The sequence below is a fragment of the Aquimarina atlantica genome (genome assembly GCF_000626715.1).
Classification (GTDB): domain Bacteria; phylum Bacteroidota; class Bacteroidia; order Flavobacteriales; family Flavobacteriaceae; genus Aquimarina; species Aquimarina atlantica.
The window spans coordinates 93,409-111,201 of the sequence record NZ_AQRA01000007.1 but is presented as its reverse complement, the minus strand read 5'-3'; the positions used below and the strand labels follow the sequence as shown (position 1 = coordinate 111,201).

The window sequence follows — 17,793 nt, the reverse complement described above, 5'->3', positions numbered from 1 at the left end:
GGTTAATGTCGATCTACCATTATGGAAGATATGGCCTTACTACTCAATAACATACTATATACAGATGAAAAACGATTCCTTAGTTTTTGGTATCAGAGCAATTATAGAAGCTATAACGTCTGGCAAGACCATCGATAAGCTTTTTATTCAAAAAGGATTACATGGTGACCTGGCTAAAGAATTAATGAGCCTTGTAAGGAAACAGAATATCACCATTAACTATGTCCCTGTAGAAAAATTAAACAGATTAACCCGTAGCAATCATCAAGGTGCTGTTGCCTACACCTCTCCTATCGATTTTTATGATCTCGAAAATCTTGTTATGAATGTTATTGAATCTGGAGAAACTCCTTTATTTTTAATTCTCGATCAACTTTCTGATGTTCGTAATTTTGGAGCTATTATCAGAACTGCAGAATGTACAGGAGTACACGGTATTATCATTCAGAAAAAAGGAGGAGCACCTGTTAATGCAGATACTGTAAAAACTTCTGCTGGTGCGGTATTCAAGATCCCAATATGTAAGGTAGACCATATAAAAGATGCCATGTTCTACTTACAAGGTTCTGGTGTTCAGATAGTAGCTGCTACAGAAAAAGCTAGTACCACTATTTACGATACAGATTTAACTACTCCTACAGCCATCATTATGGGAAGTGAAGGTAAAGGTATTTCTCAATCTGTATTAAAACTGGTAGATCAACAAGCTAAACTACCAATGTATGGAGATATTGCCTCATTAAACGTATCTGTAGCTTGTGGTGTGTTTTTATATGAAATTATAAGGCAAAGGCTATAATACTGATTATTCTTCTTCAGGTCTATCTGTATTAGGTTTATATTCGTATATAATACTAATCTCATCATCCAAATCTTTCTGAGGCAGGTTTTCTATAAAATTACCATTCTCATCAAAATGCCTTAAAAACTCATCTTCCTCTGGATCATAATGTTCGGATTCCCAGATATATTTTTTGGGTTGTACTACTCCTTTTTTGATAAAAAATGCTAACACAGCGCCAGACAGTATCCCTGATAAATGCCCTTCCCATGAAATTTTAGGGTCTATCGGTAATACATACATTACCATGCTTCCGTAAATAAAAACTACAACAAAGGATAATGCAATTAGTCTAAAGTGTTTGGCAAAAATCCCTTTAAAAAACAAAAAACCAAAAAGCATATAAATTACACCGCTTGCTCCGATATGATTTGCTGGTCTACCTAATAACCAGGTTAAAAACCCTGTAAGAAAAACTCCTATACATAATACTTTCCAAGCATTATTTTGATAGAAAAAGAAGAGTGCAGCCGATAAAATCAATAATGGTAAAGTATTATGCCACAAATGGGTAATATCGGCATGGATAAAAGGAGAGAATAGTATTCCTCTTAACCCAATCATTGTTCTAGGAAGTACTCCAAAATGATTGAAACTTAAGTCGAAACGAATTTCAAACCAAAAAACTATCCAAATAAGTAATACAAACAACAATGGATACCCTACTACCCCCGTATTAAACTTAAAATGAGTCTCTTTTTCTTGCATAGTAGTAAGAATGTATCAAAAAAAAGTCCAAAATAAAAAGTTCGGTTAAAATGTCAGGTGTATCCTATATTTTATTCTAAGTCTGTAGATTTATAATAATTATCACATCTGTAGAAAATGTTTTTTAGAAAAAACATTTTCTACTTGATTACATTCTAATATTTGAACTCAAAATTCTATAAAACCTTGTATTTTTACACTTATGAATAAACCACTTGCAGAACGAATACGTCCAAAATCCTTAGAACAGTATCTAAGTCAGGAACACCTGATTGGTGATGATGGCTCTCTGACCCAACAAATCAAAAGAGGACTTATCCCCTCTTTAATACTTTGGGGGCCACCCGGAGTGGGAAAAACAACATTAGCTAATATCATTGCTAATGAATCAGAAAGACCTTTCTACACGCTTAGTGCTATTAATAGTGGTGTTAAAGAAGTAAGAGAGGTAATTGATAAGGCTAAACAGAGTGGAGGTTTGTTTACAGCCAAAAACCCTATCCTGTTTATTGATGAAATTCATCGTTTTAGTAAGTCACAACAAGATTCTTTATTAGGTGCAGTAGAGAAAGGGTGGATTACCCTTATTGGTGCCACTACAGAAAATCCAAGTTTTGAAGTCATCCCTGCCCTTTTATCTCGTTGCCAGGTATACACACTTAATCCTTTTGGTAAGAAAGAATTAGAAGCATTACTTAATAGAGCTATGCAAGAAGATGAGGATTTAAAATCTAAAGAAATAGTGCTTAAGGAAACAGAATCTCTACTAAGATTAAGTGGCGGAGATGCTCGTAAACTTTTAAATATTTTCGAACTAATTGTTTCTAGTCAAGATCAGGAACCCATAACAATTACTAATGATCTGGTCTCAAAATTAGTACAGCAAAATACAGTGCGATATGACAAAACCGGAGAACAGCATTATGACATTATCTCTGCTTTTATTAAATCTATTAGAGGAAGCGATCCTAATGCTGCTGTATATTGGCTTGCCCGTATGATTGAAGGTGGCGAAGATCTTAAATTTATTGCCAGAAGGTTAATTATATTAGCTTCTGAAGATATCGGAAATGCTAACCCAACTGCTTTAATTTTAGCAAATAACTCATTTCAGGCGGTTAATACTATTGGCTATCCCGAAGCTAGAATTATATTAAGCCAATGCACGGTTTATCTAGCTTCTTCGCCCAAAAGTAACGCGTCTTATATGGCTATAAACAAAGCTCAGCAATTGGTAAAACAAACAGGAGATTTATCTATTCCTTTACATATTAGAAATGCACCAACCAAATTAATGAAAGAATTAGGATATGGTGAAGATTACAAATATGCTCATAATCATAAAGACAATTTTGTAAAACAAGAATTTCTTCCTGATGAGATTGCCAATACAAAATTATATGAGCCCGGAGACAACCAACGTGAAAACTCATTTAGAACATTTCTTAAATCAAGATGGGGAGACAAATATGAGTATTAACTCTTCTTTTACCTCCCCATTGTATAGTTTTTCCTTTTTTAAAGGAATGATTAAATTTTACTGTCTTGCAAAAGTATCTGTAATAAGCTTATTGGTTGCTGGATTAATACGCTCTAATATAAAATTACCATATCCATCAAAATACCCATTACCACTTAAATCTCCTGCCTGAACTATATAATTTTTTCCGCTTCCAGATTTAAAAATTTTCCCTATAGAGGTTTGCTTTTCTTCACTTTTAAATATCTCATACCCATATTCTTGTTTTTTAAACAAGAAACTTACATCATTAAAAACGTAAGTAATCGAATTTTCTGATGGAGATGCAGCCTCTACGATTTCTTTCTCTTCTTCTTTAGTTTGTATAGGCTCTTCTTTTTTAACGCTTGGTGTTTCAACAACTTCTTTTTTAACAATCTTTTCGTCTTTATCACCACTATAGCTATAGTTAAGCGCCTCTACCGATGTAAAAGTATTTCTAAGTGCTTCATGATATGCCTCCTTAAACTCTTTTTTCCTACTCTTTCCTTCTACTGCTGTAAATACAACACTACCATTACAATCTGTTAGCTCTAATGTCAATCTTGTTAAAAACACACCAGATCTTCTTTTTACATTAGCTCTTAGTGCTTTGCAGCCATTCGTCTTAAGATCCTCTGGGAAATTTTCTTCTTTTATATAGGCTTCAAAACCATATTTTGTTAATAAAAACTTAGTTAGCGAATTAAGCTGATATCTATCCTCTCCCTTTAAAAAATTATAGCCTTTGGGCACTATAACATACTTATACTCATTGATATTTTTTTGAGCATTTACACTTAACGTAGAAATTAAAACAATCCCTAAAAATAAAATACGTAACATATCTATCACATTATGACATTAAAACCTAGTTGTACAGAAGCACCTCTTGCCTTTGCAAGGTTAGTGTATTCTAACAAATTATTAGCCGAAATATAAAAATTAATTTTATTAATATGAATAGATGTAAGAAATCCTATATTATAATATGAATAATCATCAATAGTATATGTAAGTTTTGTTCTTAAAAAATTAAAAAAACGTTTATAATAAAACAATGAAGCCGCATATTGAGGTCTTTTTGGCCTGAATTGAGTAAATAACTGTACTCCTATAGCATCTAAATATGGAGGTTTTTCTCCTTCAAGATAACAATCACAAGTACCATCATCATATCGGTTAAAAGAATATCTAACAGAGCTATTTAACTTTACAGGACGCATAGTTAGATAAGTTGTACTTAATGTATCAAGAGGAACAGCTTCTTCTAGTTCATCTAAAAAATTCTGAGGATCCTGACCAGAAAACTGAATTGGTGTTTCAAATCCTTCAAAAACATAATTACCTCGTGCTCGATAGGTTTCTACATCTTTAGTATATAATATCATCCCTAAATCATTTGCACTTCCTGTAATAGCTAGTTGTTCATTTATTTTATGAGTAAACCCAATATCTATACCAAGTCCCAGGTTTCCTCCCAAAAAAGCTCTTCCTACTAACTTATTAACGATATCTTTTCCTTCTTCATCTTTAAGAGAAGCATATCCAGATGTTCTAACCGTAACATCTGCATTACTAATTATATGTTGATAAATATTATTTCCTTCTGGGGTTTCTACAGTAGTAAAAGTTCCTTTGTTTTTAGCACTTCGAATATGAAACATACTAGAATATAATTTGGCTCTGGCTCCAAAAGTTAATTTCTTGCTTACCTTTTTTGTGTATCCAAAATGAAATGTAGTTAATAATTCTACAGATCCACTTATAGTAGAAAAACGAAACGGCTGGTTTAGAAAATCCTGATTTCCCTGATAAGCAAGAACCGCAAAGTCTTTTGGAAAATACCCTATAACATCTAATTCTTGATAGATTCCTCCAGAGAAGTATATATTTTTATTTTTTTTGCTTTCCCATCCAAAATTAATAAGTTCTAACTGCTGTGTTAGGGTTAAATAATCATTGCTTGTAAGTGTATTAAGTGTATTTTCTATTTTGTCATTAATATCTCTTCCATCATCTGCAAAAACATCATAGATAGACGCTCCTCTTAACCCTGCATTTATATGAAACTGTGATAAAAAAGGCACTCCCGCATGGTAATTAAAATTTGTATCAGCTCCAGGGTTAAGAAGTAAGGACTGAGGAAGATCTGTGAAATCGTACAAGGTTTCTTTATTTTGAGAATATCCCAAGCATCCCCACAGACCAATAAAGAATATAATACTCCTCATAGCTCGTAATTAAAAAAGTAAGTTCCTTTGGATCGTAATTCAAGAATCCCTCGTAAACTACTATTAATATTTTGTACTCTCATTGAAGAAATAAGTCGTGTGGCATCTCTCAATACATCAATGTCTGCAGTATCGAGAATGATAACTTCTGTTGTAACAATGGGATCTGTACCTTCTCCGTTTCCAGAATTGGCAGTCATACTATATAAAGGACCAATTCGCTGATCATTATCATTTAAAAATCCTAAATCAAATTCAAAATCACGCTCTATAGTATTTGTAAACTCAAAAGTTAATTCTACTCTTTCTAAATTATCTACTACAAAGTCGGTTCCTAAAAGATCATATTCTAAAGTATCATTTACAATTACCTCGGGAATAACAATAGCAGGATCTATATTAGAATCTATAAATTGACTCGTATCAAACCGAGAATACACAAAGTCTACTTCATAGACCGGGGTAAGTACAACATCTTCTGCTTGCTCAAAATCTATATCTTTTACACAAGAAATTGATGATATTAGTATGCATAGCAATACACAAATTCTTTTTTCGCTCATTTTGGGGGAATATTTTGTATCTAACTAAAATACAAATATTTATTACTAAAGATACTTTTTAATCTGCTTTAATTCGGAAACTTGAATATTATGCGGTGGTAGTTCTTCTTTATGATAATTAAAACATATCGTTTTTAAACCTACTGCCTCTGCTCCCAATATATCTGCTTCATAATTATCTCCTATCATCACACTACCATCAAGTTTCGCGCCAGATTTCTGTATTGCTTGTTCAAAAATAAATGGATTGGGTTTTTTAACTCCAGCTTCTTCACTATCTGTTATTGTTTTAAAATAATGTAGTATTCCAGAATTTGATAGTTTCTTGTTTTGTACTTCTTTAAAACCATTGGTAATGATATGTAAATCATATTTTGGATTAAGATATTCTAATAAATCCTGGGTTCCATCAATCAAATAATTATGAAGTGGTAGAAAATTGATATAATCTTCAGACATTTCATCTATAATTTCTAGAGAAAATGATATATCAAGATGTGTAAAAGCTTCTGTAAGTCTGCTTCTGCGAAGTTGCTTTTTGCTTACTTTCTCTTCTCTGTATAATTTCCAATACTTCATATTAATAGGTTGGTATATCTCCAGAAAGTCTTCAATTTTGGTATTGACATTAAATTTATCGAAAATCATCTTAAATGCTAAAGACGAATTCCTGTCAAAATCCCAAAGCGTGTGATCCAGATCAAAAAATATATCTTTTACTGTATTATTCATCTTCTGTTGTCCAAATAAATTCTAAAATTGATTTCCAAAAAGGTTCATTTTGCAAATCACTAAACAATGTGTTACTAAACACCGGAATAAAGACTCCGTTTACCTTTTTTATTTTATCGATATATGTGCTAATTTCTTTTCTTGCAGACATTAGATCATTAATATCTTCTCTATCACCCTGACTGGCAAAACAAAAAGAATACACTACCAAAGGGGTTTGCACCTCATAATCAAGATCATAAAACATAAACGGAGAGCAAGTTCCTGCTCTAAAACCAGATTGTTTGGGATAGCCCATAGAATAATCCTCTCCTACCTCTAACTCGATAAAATTGCGATATGCCTCTGGTAATTTTATTTTAAAAAAAGAACAAAGCGAATATTGAAGTCTTCTATTAACAATATTCTCTATTCGTAATTTTTCCTTTTTCAAAAGCGACAGATCAGAAATAGCTTCATATGAAACCTTTAATCCTACATCAATATAATCTGCAATATGCTTAATAACAGCATGATGTTTTGGGCGATTATACCCTACATTTTTCTCATACTTAGAATAATCTCCTAATCCAAATAGAGCTTTAGCTTTTCTTTTTTTCTTTTTTTGAAGTTGAATTATAAAATCAAATATATCATATGGATCTCTTTTTAATCCAATAAGTACCTTTATTCTATCGGTTAATTTATCAAATTGTAATTTCCATAAATCTCGAATCCCTCCTCCTATTGATCGCAAAACTCCTTTATTTTTATACACAAAAGTCTGAGCGACAGAAAAAACAGGAATAATGGTAAATTTCTTTTCCCTAAATTCGAGATCAGGGTATTTCTCTAAAAGAACTTTTTTAAATTTATGTGCCCATATATCTATTACAGGGTCTTGCAAAAAATCATGAATATACCCTATACTTTCTGCAGCAGGAAAACGCCCCATATTATCTTTTACATGTGGTAAATACTCCTCGTATCGTGTTAAAAGATAAAAAGCAGCTGCAAAAATATCAAACGGTAATGCAGAATCGGCATGCTTAACATCAAAAAAGCATTTTGTCTCTTCCCAATCAAAAACTTGAATATCTACATCATTTAAACCATGTTCAAAAAGTAAATCAACACTCTGAAAGTAGAGTTCTTTTCCCAATGGTTGCTTTCCATACGAAAGCTTAGGGCCATCATGAGCGATAAAAGGTTCTATTTTAGAGGTTAAATCAATATCCAAACCTAATATTCGCTTACACATTTGTTTAAATGTATAGGAAACTCTTGGAGTAATTCTTTGTACGTGAATTAATAGCATATTGTTGTATTGTGAATTACGATTTATAATTTCGTAAGACTCACTTCTATATTATGGATTCATCTGCAAAGCTAAAATAGTTTTTTTCTGTAATAACAAGATGATCCAGTAGTTTGATATCTAAAGTTATCCCTGCCTGTTTTAGTTTTTGGGTTAACATTTTGTCTGATTGGCTAGGTAATACTACTCCACTAGGGTGATTATGTCCTAATATGATTCCGGTTGCACCATATTCTAAAGCAGATCTAAAAACAATTCGGGCATCTACCAGAGTTCCTGTTTTCCCTCCGACACTTATTTGTTTTTTCTGAATTACTTTATTTGCATTATTCAGAAACAGCACCCAAAATTCCTCATGTTCAAGATCACCTATAATAGGGTAAAAAAGATGAAATGCATCTTTACTACAGGTAATTTTTGGTATTACAGGCACATTTTCTTCTCTTCGCCTTCTTCCCAATTCTAAACCGGCAACAATAGTTATTGCCTTGGCTTCACCAATTCCTTTAAAATTCATCAATTGTTTTACCGATAATTTCCCCAATGCATTAATTTCATGATCTACACTAGCCAAAATACGCTTACTTAATGCAACAGCGCTTTCTTCACGATTACCCGAACTAATAAGTATTGCGATCAGTTCTGCATCTGTTAATGCGTTCTTCCCTTTAGCGATTAATTTTTCTCTTGGCCGATCATTTTCACTCCATTCCTTGATCGAAAATGAAGAATTTAATTTACTCATATAACAAGTTTAACAATTAAAAATAGTAGGTAAATATTACCTATAAGTATAAACTATTTATCTCAATTACAACAACTTATTCCCCAATTAATATCACAATATTAACACTTTATATATCTCTAAATTATATTATTTTACTATATATATTTGTTTGAAAATGAAAGTTTTACTATATTTGGTCACCCTTAATCCAAAAATGAATATTTTAACACCTTCAAATGAACCTATTTATGAAGAATATTTTTACTTTCGTTTTACTTCTTGCAACCGTTAGTTTTTATGGGCAGGATAAGAAGATTTCGTTTCTTAATTTAGTAGGAAATAACATACAAGTCCCTAAAGGATGCCAAGCGCAATCTGAATATGAGCTGCAAGCTTGTGACGGAACATCTATAAAATGGGATTATTATAATGATGACATGTTATCTGCAGTTTTTGATGCTACAATAAGTGCATTTGCAGAAAGTAATAGTTCAAAAACAGAAGTAACTTTTACTTCTTTTGGTGCCCAATTAAAAGGATATAAATTTAAGATGGGTACTACTTTCCAATATTTTTTGAAAGGAACAATTAAAGATCAACCGCTAATGATCAATTTGGGTACTCCAAAAGATATTGCAAATAATGATGATCTGGATGGGTTTCTAAGTCTTTTCTTTGATGAGGTAAGTTAAAAAAACATATATATAACATTCTATAAAGGCTAATCATATGATTAGCCTTTACTTTTTTAGTCTAAAATGTGGTATTTTTGAATATACACCATCTAAAATATGTTTATTATGAAATCCCTGCTTGATCCGACCGCACATAACGAGATAGAAAGTCGTATAAACAAATTATCGGTTACCAGTACTGCTATCTGGGGAAAAATGAATGTTTCGCAAATGTTTCATCATTGTCAATTTCCATTAAAAATTGCCTTAAAAAAAGATCACCCCGAACTTAAACCCAATATATTCGCAAAGCTACTCTTCAAAAAATCCATGTATAATGATAAACCATGGAGAAAAAACTTGCCAACACATTCAAAATTAAAAGTAGTCGAGCAAAAGGATTTTGAAACCGAAAAAGGAGAACTTTTACACCTTGTAGCCGAATTTCATAACCAGAGAGATAAAAAAGAATGGGAACCTCATCCAATATTCGGAAAATTTACCAATAAGCAATGGGGGCAATTACAATATAAACATCTGGATCATCATCTTCAACAGTTTAATGTATAGTCCTTAAAAGCACTTGTACAAGAAAAGCATCATCCAAAAGTGCCAAACCATACATTGTTTGATCAAAACAACCCAAAAAATATAGAAAATACAGTCAAGCCTATTTTTAGTTTTCAATCCAATGTTTCACTTCGTTAAAGTCCAATCCTCCATAATTACCACTACTCATTAGTAATAGTGCCGAATTAGTTAAATCTTTCTGTTTTAAATACTGCTCAAAACTTTTTGGATCGGTATAAATAATGAGATCATTACGATTAAAAGCTTCGGCAATTTGCGAAGCAGAAACTTCCTTAAGCTGTTTTATCTTTACGGCATGAGGGGAATAAAACACCACGGCCTCATCAGCGGCATCCAAAGCACCTTCATATTCTTTTAAAAACGAAGCATCCAGACTGCTATAGGTGTGCAACTCGAGACAGGCCACCACATTTCGATTTTGGTATTGCTCTTTTACTGCTTTTGTAGTTGCTCTTACTTTAGATGGGCTATGTGCAAAATCTTTATATGCCACGGCTTTATGACTCTCTGCAATTTTTTCTAATCGCTTTGATGCTCCTTTAAAAGAAGCAATGGCTTCATAAAAATCATCTTCATCAATTCCCATGTGCTGGCAAATCCATTTTGCACCAGCAAGATTATTCAAGTTATGTGCGCCAAAAATTTCGATAGGCATTTCTCCTTCAGGAGTATCTAGTAAAGTTTCTCCATCTTCTACGCGATACTTAGGAGTAACATATTCAAACTTTCGAATAGGATTTTCTGTTAACTCTGCTAGTTTTTTTACCTCGGCATCCTCTTGATTATATACTAATGCACCACCATTAACAATAGAATTCATAAAAATTCTAAACTGATCGACATACATATCAAAAGTCGGAAACACATTAATATGATCCCAGGCAATCCCACTTACCAAAGCAATATTAGGGTGATACAAATGAAATTTTGGCCTGCGATCAATTGGAGAAGATAAATACTCATCCCCTTCTAAAACGATAAAATCATTCTCTTCTGTAAGGTGCACCATGGTATCAAAACCTTCTAATTGTGCTCCTACCATATAATCTACTTCCTTATCATGATAGTGCAATACATGTAAAATCATAGAAGTAATCGTTGTTTTACCATGCGACCCTCCTATTACCACGCGGGTCTTATTTTTAGACTGTTCGTATAAAAATTCTGGATACGAATATATTTTTAGTCCCAATTCCTGAGACTTAAGAAGTTCTTCATTATCTTTTTTGGCATGCATCCCCAAAATAATCGCATCAAGATCCGAAGTAATTTTTTCTGGAAACCAGCCAAATTCGGCAGGTAATAATCCATGTCGTTCTAATCTTGATTTTGAAGGTTCAAAAATAGTATCATCACTTCCTGTTATTTGATATCCTTTTTGATGTAATGCTATGGCCAGGTTATGCATCGCACTACCTCCAATAGCTATAAAATGTACACGCATAGTAAACTCTTAAATCAGAGAGTAAAGATACAATTAACAATTAGCTAATAAAATAATGAGGTAATGAAAAATAATTTCGAATCTTTAATTATTTTCCTAACTAGATCATAGGGTTTCCTAAACAAAACAGAGACTTCCCTCATTCATCATTTTATCTGTTCTTTTTTAAGCCTTTCTTAGTCGTTAAATAAAATGTGGCAGAAATTTTGATTTATAGTAACAAAATTATCCTGACTCATTTCAAATACGTAGTTTTATGATATTATTTACGAATTATGAAGCGTTATCATATAAAATAATACAACACTTATTTACGTTTGTTTCACAACCTAAAAAATATATGATGAAAAAGCATATCATCCTTATTATAATCTGTATATCAAACCTGTATATTATGAAAGGCCAAAATGACTATCAAAGTGATTGGAAAAAAGTAGAAACTTTTAACCAGGAAGGATTACCAAAATCTGCTTTGGAAGTTGTTGAAACTATATATACTAAAGCGAAAAAAGAAAATAATGATAATCAGGTCATCAAAGCTTTTCTTCACAAGGCAAAATATATGCTTACTTTAGAGGAAAACGCACAACTTACCATTATCAAAAACTTAAAAAATGATATCGAAAATAGTGAATTTCCAAAAAGAAATATTTTAGAAAGTGTTCTTGCCAACTTATACTGGCAGTATTTTCAACAAAATCGATGGAAATTCTATAATAGAACTCAAACTTCAGAAAAAGTTGATATCGAAGATTTTAGAACCTGGGATCTCGAAACATTATTTGCAGAAACACATCTTTACTACCAAAAATCTCTTAAAAATGGAGTTTTGGCCCAGCAAACAAATCTTAGTACGTTTGATCAAATCTTACAAACTGCTACCGATTCTAAAAAATACCGCCCTACACTATACGATTTTTTAGCTCATAATGCTTTAGATTTCTATAAAACCTCAGAAACTAATATCACCAAACCTTCGTATGCTTTTACTATAAATGATAAAAAATATTTACAGGAACAAACTGTTTTTTCATCGTTAAAAATAGAAACCAAAGACTCATTATCATTACAATTTAATGCCTTGAAATTATTTCAAGATTTGATCAAATTTCATGCAAGAGACAAAGCACCAGATGCTTTGACAGAAGTAAATATAGAGCGTATAAAATTTGTATCAGAAAATGCCGTCTTTGGCGACAAAAAAACCGTTTTACTCGAATGTTTACAATCAGAAAAAAAGAAATTTGCAACTCATAGTGTTTCAGCTTTATATGATTATCAAATTGCAAATTTATATAAAGAATATGCTGATACATATATCCCTGAAGAAAACGAAACCCATCGCTGGAAATTAAAAGAAGCCTTAGAGATATGTGATGCTACAATTAAGAAATTCCCGGATTCGAGAGGAGCCAACCAATGTAAAGCATTAAAAAGCCAGATACTTCACACCGAATTAAACATCAAGACCGAAAAATATGTCCCCATACAGAAACCAGGTAGATTACTAATCACCTATAAAAACCTGAATAAACTTTATTTTAATGCTTTTAGAATTACTCCTAAACAATTAAAAGACTTAAATAAGTTATACAAAACTCAGGATCAAATCAAATTCCTTAGTGCCTTAAAAGCAGCTAAAACATGGGAGGCAGAAATTTGCGATGAACAGGATTATCAGACACACACTACAGAAGTATTGTTGCCAGAATTAGAACAAGACTCTTATCTCATTTTAGCAACTATATCAAAAGATCTTTCTCAAAAAAGTTTGTTTTCTTACGGAAATACCCAGGTTAGTAATTTAGCTTTAATCGAAAACAGAACTCCACAAAAATCAATATTTCAGGTTTTAGATCGTAATAATGGAGCACCCATCGCCAATGCCAAAATACATCTAAAAACAAATAATCAAAGAGGGTATGGTAACAAATTAGATAAAACCCTAATTACCGATTCTAAAGGTCAGGCCTATTTAACCGTAAATACATACCACTATGATGTTAGTATTACCGTTTCGTATGAGAAAGATGTAGCCAGATTTGAAGGATATTATCTAAATCAATCTTATAAACCAGATTATAGTACCCAAACCAATACTACCACTTTTCTATTTACAGATCGCAGTATTTATAGACCTGGACAAACCGTATATTTTAAAGGAATTATGATGTCTTCTGATGGCAAAGAAGAATTTAAAGTATTACCCAATCAGTCTACTTTTGCCACCTTAAAAGATGTAAACGGGCAAGATGTAAAAACTTTACATTTTAGAACGAATGATTACGGATCTTTTAGTGGTGAGTTTATAGTTCCTTCTTCTGGGCTTACCGGGGTGTATACTATACAAACTAATAATTACAACAGTACTTCTTTTTCTGTTGAAGAGTATAAACGACCTAAATTTGAAACCAAATTTAATCCGGTTACAGAGACCTATAAAGTTAATGATGAAATAAAACTTACCGGAGTTGCCACAGCTTATGCCGGCAGTGCAATTACCGATGCTAAAGTGGTATATCGGGTACACCGTAAAGTACAATACCCTCGTTGGTGCTATTGGTATCCAAGACATACAGTAGAACCTCAGGAAATTACTCATGGAGAAACCGTAACCGATGAAAAAGGAGAGTACACTATTAATTTTAAAGCACTGCCTGATCTTAGAGTATCTAAAGAGGATTTACCAATTTTTAATTACGAGGTTACAGCAGATGTAATCGATATTAATGGAGAAACACGCAGCACCACAACAATAGTTAATGTAGGATATCATGCGGTAACCGCTGCTATTACAATCAAAGATAAGATTGATAAAACGCAAAAAGACAACGCACTTACGATAACTACTATTAACCTAAATAATGAGGCTGTTGCAGCCAAAGGAACAATTAAGATTTATAAACTGAAAGCTCCTAAAAAACCTATGCGAATTCGTCCATGGAAAGCACCTGATTATGAAGGTTTCAAAGAAGAAAAATTTGCAGAATTATTCCCGCATGATGCTTTTAAAAATGAGCATGATTATCGAAAATGGGACAAAGGAAATATGGTACTGGATAAACCATTTAATACTGCATCAACAAAAGAAAATGAAACAGGAACACAACAACTTTCTTTGGGTAGCATAAAAAAGTGGGAGTCTGGTAAATATGTTATCGAATTAAATACTAAAGATCGATTCGATCAGGAAGTAAAAGATATACAATATATTACCCTATACAGTCAGGAAGATAAAAACATTAGTGATCAGCAATTGTTTGAAATCATTACCAATAAATCGAGCTATAAAATTGGGGATGAAGCGATTGTAAAGTTTAGTTCTGCCTCAGAAGATATAACAATAACAGTAGACATTGAGAAGAATCATAATATCATCGAGACGAAACTTATTAAGCTTTCAAAGAATAGTAAAACTATCAAAATTCCGGTGACAAAAGAAGATCTGGGAGGGTTTTCAATAGGATACAGTTACCTAAATTATAATGGATATCAAAGCGGAGCAATGATAATCCCTGTACCTTATGAGCCTACAGAGCTTAGTATAGAAACCAAAACCTTTAGAGATAAATTACTTCCTGGTCAACAGGAAACCTGGAGTTTTACCATCAAAGGCCCTAAAGGTGATAAGGTAAGTGCAGAACTATTGGCAAGTATGTATGATGCCTCTTTAGATCAGTTCAGACCTCATCAATGGTATTTTGATCCTATCAATCGACCTATATATTATACGCAGAGTAAACGACATGCTACACAGAGTTTCGGAGTGCTCACATTTAGGTTACAAAACCACAATAACCCATCATATCATTATAGTAGCCAGGGGTATGATCAACTAAACTGGTATGGTTTATACTTTGGGCAACAATATTTTGGAAGAAATAGAAATTACGATATTATGGAGAGTGGTGCTCCTGCACCAATGATGAAAAGATCTGCTGCTAAATCTGCCGTCGCCAATGAAGTTGCAATGGAAGAAGCAGAATTTAACGCTGATGATGGAGTTGCCGGAGTTGCTGGAGTTGCTGGAGATGCTGCCGAAAAAGACAAAGAAGAAAGTAAGGCAGAAAAACCACAGGATCAGCAATCTCTCGAGGGTGTTAAAATTCGAAAAAATCTACAGGAAACTGCTTTTTTCTTTCCACAATTAACCACTGATGCAGAAGGTAATGTAAGTTTTAATTTTACTGCCCCTGAAGCATTAACAAAATGGAAATTACAGCTTCTATCACATACCAAAGGGTTAAATGCAGCAACCTCCACTTTAGAAACAGTAACTCAAAAAGAGTTGATGATTCTTCCTAATCCGCCTAGATTCTTACGAGAAGGTGATAGGATTGTATTAAGTTCTAAAATATCAAACCTTGCTACCAAAGATCTTAATGGTATTGTAGAGTTACAATTATTTGATGCTTTAACTAATAAAACGATAGACACAAAGCTTCAAAACAATAATGCTCGTCAAGATTTTATGGTAAAAGCCAAAGGAAACACTAATGTATCCTGGGAGCTTCAAATTCCCGATGATGTACAAACAGTTCAATATAAAATCATAGCTAAAGCAGGAGATTTTTCTGATGGCGAACAAAATGTACTTCCTGTATTAAGTAATCGAATGCTGGTTACCGAGACATTACCAATGTGGATTCGTTCTGATCAAACAAAGACATTTACACTAGATAAATTAAAGGATAACACCTCTAGTACTTTAAAACACCATAAGCTTACTCTAGAAATGACTTCTAACCCAGCTTGGTATGCTGTACAGGCATTGCCATACCTTATGGAGTATCCTTATGAATGTGCAGAGCAAACATTTTCGAGGTATTATGCAAATACTCTGGCTAGTCACATTGCTAATTCTAATCCTAGAATTCAGGAAGTATTTAACCAATGGAAATCTAGCGATGCCCTACTAAGTAATCTTGAAAAAAACCAGGAATTAAAATCCCTGATGATCCAGGAAACACCTTGGTTACGTGATGCACAAAGTGAAACAGAACAAAAGAAACGAATTGCTTTGCTGTTTGATCTTAATAAAATGAACAATGAATTACAATCGGCATTAAACAAATTAAAACAAATGCAGTATGGTTCTGGAGGATTCCCATGGTTTCAGGGAGGAAGAGAAAATAGATTCATCACACAACATATTGTTACCGGATTTGGGCATTTAAAGAAATTAGGAGTTACACAATATGATGGAGATACCTCAACTATGCTACAAAATGCAGTTCGTTTTCTGGATGCAGAGTTTGTAAAAGAATACGAGGAACTTAAGCGATATTGTGAAAAAAATAAGATTGATATCAATAAAAACCATTTAAGCTATACTCAAATTCATTACTTGTATATGCGTAGTTTCTTTACCAATATCAAAAGGCCAAAAAACACTAATGAAGCCTGGAGCTACTACTTGGGTCAGTCTAAGAAATACTGGTTAAATCAGAGTCTGTATGCACAAGGAATGTTAGCTTTGATAACACACAGAAACGATGATAACACAACAGCTAATAAAATCATAAGATCACTAGATGAAAAAAGTATATCTAGTGAAGAATTAGGAATGTATTGGAAATCTAATACCGCGAGCTGGTTCTGGTATCAGGCTCCAATTGAAACTCAATCTTTAATGATTGAAGTCTTTTCTGAAGTGGAAGCCGAACCCAAACGCACCGAAATTGTTGATAATCTAAAAATCTGGTTACTTAAAAATAAACAAACCAATCGCTGGAAAACCACCAAAGCTACTTCTGATGCTGTATATGCATTATTACTACAAGGTAGTGATTGGTTATCGGTAACCGATATGGTAGATATCGTATTAGGAGATCAAAAAATTGATCCTGGTAAAATCGAAGATGTAAAGGTCGAAGCGGGAACAGGATATTTTAAAACCTCATGGAATGGTAATGAAATAAAACCTAATATGGCTACTGCTAAAATCTCTAAAAAAGGAAAAGGTATTGCATGGGGAGCTTTATACTGGCAATATTTTGAAGAGCTAGATAAAATCACTTCGGCAAAAACACCGCTCTCTTTAAAGAAAAAGTTGTTCTTAAAGAAGAACACAGATACGGGTGAAGAGATTACAGAAATTACTTCAAAAACTAAGCTAGAGTTAGGTGATCTGATTAGAGTACGTATCGAATTGAGATCTGATCGTGCAATGGAGTTTGTTCATATGAAAGATATGAGAGCATCTGGTCTGGAGCCCATCAATGTAATCTCACAATATAAATGGCAAGATGGTTTAGGATATTATGAAAGTACAAAAGATGCTTCTACAAACTTTTTCTTTGATTATTTACCCAAAGGAGTATATGTTTTTGAGTATGACCTTCGTGTTAATAATAAAGGAGATTTTTCTAATGGCATCACCACGATACAAAGTATGTATGCACCAGAGTTCTCTAGTCATTCTGAAGGAATCAGAGTAACGATCAAATAGAATAATACATTTCTTTTAATTATTTTAGTCTTC

General features: G+C 32.9%; 13 protein-coding genes. 5 read left to right on the top strand and 8 right to left on the bottom strand.

Annotation, left to right across the window (positions count from 1 at the left end; translation table 11 throughout):
• Nucleotides 1-64: 64 nt before the first annotated feature.
• A complete protein-coding gene (gene rlmB, locus ATO12_RS16480) occupies nt 65-799 on the top strand; it encodes a 23S rRNA (guanosine(2251)-2'-O)-methyltransferase RlmB (RefSeq protein WP_034243837.1) in 735 nt (244 codons plus the stop codon).
• Between the two features lie 6 nt (nt 800-805).
• On the opposite strand, the gene ATO12_RS16475 is transcribed toward rlmB, so the two are convergent.
• Complete coding sequence (locus ATO12_RS16475) at nt 806-1,549, bottom strand: rhomboid family intramembrane serine protease (protein ID WP_034243835.1); 744 nt, start codon at nt 1,547-1,549, stop codon at nt 806-808.
• A gap of 202 nt (nt 1,550-1,751) precedes the next feature.
• Between ATO12_RS16475 and ATO12_RS16470 the strand changes: the two genes are divergently transcribed.
• On the top strand, nt 1,752-3,029 hold the full coding sequence (locus ATO12_RS16470) for a replication-associated recombination protein A (RefSeq protein WP_034243833.1): 1,278 nt from the start codon (nt 1,752-1,754) through the stop codon (nt 3,027-3,029).
• A gap of 57 nt (nt 3,030-3,086) precedes the next feature.
• On the opposite strand, the gene ATO12_RS25030 is transcribed toward ATO12_RS16470, so the two are convergent.
• From ATO12_RS25030 to radC, 6 genes are read right to left on the bottom strand one after another with little or no spacing between them, the layout of a single operon-like run.
• Nucleotides 3,087-3,893, bottom strand: a complete 807-nt coding sequence (locus ATO12_RS25030; protein ID WP_051575899.1) for a hypothetical protein — start codon at nt 3,891-3,893, stop codon at nt 3,087-3,089.
• 5 nt (nt 3,894-3,898) lie between these two features.
• Nucleotides 3,899-5,281, bottom strand: coding sequence for a DUF5723 family protein (locus tag ATO12_RS16460; protein ID WP_034243831.1), 1,383 nt, complete (start codon nt 5,279-5,281; stop codon nt 3,899-3,901).
• Nucleotides 5,278-5,844, bottom strand: coding sequence for a hypothetical protein (locus ATO12_RS16455; protein WP_034243829.1), 567 nt, complete (start codon nt 5,842-5,844; stop codon nt 5,278-5,280). The genes ATO12_RS16460 and ATO12_RS16455 overlap by 4 nt, the downstream gene beginning before the upstream one ends.
• 45 nt (nt 5,845-5,889) lie before the next feature.
• Nucleotides 5,890-6,576 carry a YjjG family noncanonical pyrimidine nucleotidase gene (locus tag ATO12_RS16450; protein WP_034243827.1) on the bottom strand — a complete coding sequence of 229 codons (687 nt, stop codon included), beginning with the start codon at nt 6,574-6,576 and terminating at the stop codon, nt 5,890-5,892.
• Entirely contained in the window at nt 6,569-7,873 is a 1,305-nt protein-coding gene (locus ATO12_RS16445) for a DUF7033 domain-containing protein (RefSeq protein WP_034243825.1), read from the bottom strand. Before ATO12_RS16445 ends, ATO12_RS16450 begins: the two co-directional genes overlap by 8 nt.
• A gap of 46 nt (nt 7,874-7,919) precedes the next feature.
• A complete protein-coding gene (gene radC / locus ATO12_RS16440; protein WP_034243823.1) occupies nt 7,920-8,618 on the bottom strand; it encodes a RadC family protein in 699 nt (232 codons plus the stop codon).
• A 230-nt stretch (nt 8,619-8,848) separates the two neighbouring features.
• On the opposite strand from radC, the gene ATO12_RS16435 reads away from it, so the two are divergent.
• Nucleotides 8,849-9,292, top strand: a complete 444-nt coding sequence (locus tag ATO12_RS16435; RefSeq protein WP_025666433.1) for a hypothetical protein — start codon at nt 8,849-8,851, stop codon at nt 9,290-9,292.
• A 108-nt stretch (nt 9,293-9,400) separates the two neighbouring features.
• Nucleotides 9,401-9,844 (top strand): DUF1569 domain-containing protein, encoded by a 444-nt coding sequence (locus ATO12_RS16430; RefSeq protein ID WP_034243821.1) that lies wholly within the window; start codon nt 9,401-9,403, stop codon nt 9,842-9,844.
• 106 nt (nt 9,845-9,950) lie between these two features.
• Here the strand turns inward: ATO12_RS16430 and ATO12_RS16425 are convergent, their stop codons facing one another.
• Nucleotides 9,951-11,309, bottom strand: a complete 1,359-nt coding sequence (locus ATO12_RS16425) for a UDP-N-acetylmuramate--L-alanine ligase (protein WP_034243819.1) — start codon at nt 11,307-11,309, stop codon at nt 9,951-9,953.
• Nucleotides 11,310-11,703: 394 nt separating this feature from the next.
• On the opposite strand from ATO12_RS16425, the gene ATO12_RS16420 reads away from it, so the two are divergent.
• The gene (locus ATO12_RS16420; protein ID WP_240486149.1) at nt 11,704-17,760 is read left to right on the top strand and encodes an alpha-2-macroglobulin family protein; all 6,057 of its coding nucleotides are present in this window, start codon (nt 11,704-11,706) and stop codon (nt 17,758-17,760) included.
• Nucleotides 17,761-17,793: the final 33 nt, after the last annotated feature.

Excerpts from the sequence above, each read along its gene's own strand:
- rlmB (WP_034243837.1), top strand. The coding sequence starts at position 65 with ATGAAAAACGATTCCTTAGTTTTTGGTATCAGAGCAATTATAGAAGCT.
- ATO12_RS16475 (WP_034243835.1), bottom strand. The coding sequence starts at position 1,549 with ATGCAAGAAAAAGAGACTCATTTTAAGTTTAATACGGGGGTAGTAGGG.
- ATO12_RS16470 (WP_034243833.1), top strand. The coding sequence starts at position 1,752 with ATGAATAAACCACTTGCAGAACGAATACGTCCAAAATCCTTAGAACAG.
- ATO12_RS25030 (WP_051575899.1), bottom strand. The coding sequence starts at position 3,893 with ATGTTACGTATTTTATTTTTAGGGATTGTTTTAATTTCTACGTTAAGT.
- ATO12_RS16460 (WP_034243831.1), bottom strand. The coding sequence starts at position 5,281 with ATGAGGAGTATTATATTCTTTATTGGTCTGTGGGGATGCTTGGGATAT.
- ATO12_RS16455 (WP_034243829.1), bottom strand. The coding sequence starts at position 5,844 with ATGAGCGAAAAAAGAATTTGTGTATTGCTATGCATACTAATATCATCA.
- ATO12_RS16450 (WP_034243827.1), bottom strand. The coding sequence starts at position 6,576 with ATGAATAATACAGTAAAAGATATATTTTTTGATCTGGATCACACGCTT.
- ATO12_RS16445 (WP_034243825.1), bottom strand. The coding sequence starts at position 7,873 with ATGCTATTAATTCACGTACAAAGAATTACTCCAAGAGTTTCCTATACA.
- radC (WP_034243823.1), bottom strand. The coding sequence starts at position 8,618 with ATGAGTAAATTAAATTCTTCATTTTCGATCAAGGAATGGAGTGAAAAT.
- ATO12_RS16435 (WP_025666433.1), top strand. The coding sequence starts at position 8,849 with ATGAAGAATATTTTTACTTTCGTTTTACTTCTTGCAACCGTTAGTTTT.
- ATO12_RS16430 (WP_034243821.1), top strand. The coding sequence starts at position 9,401 with ATGAAATCCCTGCTTGATCCGACCGCACATAACGAGATAGAAAGTCGT.
- ATO12_RS16425 (WP_034243819.1), bottom strand. The coding sequence starts at position 11,309 with ATGCGTGTACATTTTATAGCTATTGGAGGTAGTGCGATGCATAACCTG.
- ATO12_RS16420 (WP_240486149.1), top strand. The coding sequence starts at position 11,704 with ATGAAAGGCCAAAATGACTATCAAAGTGATTGGAAAAAAGTAGAAACT.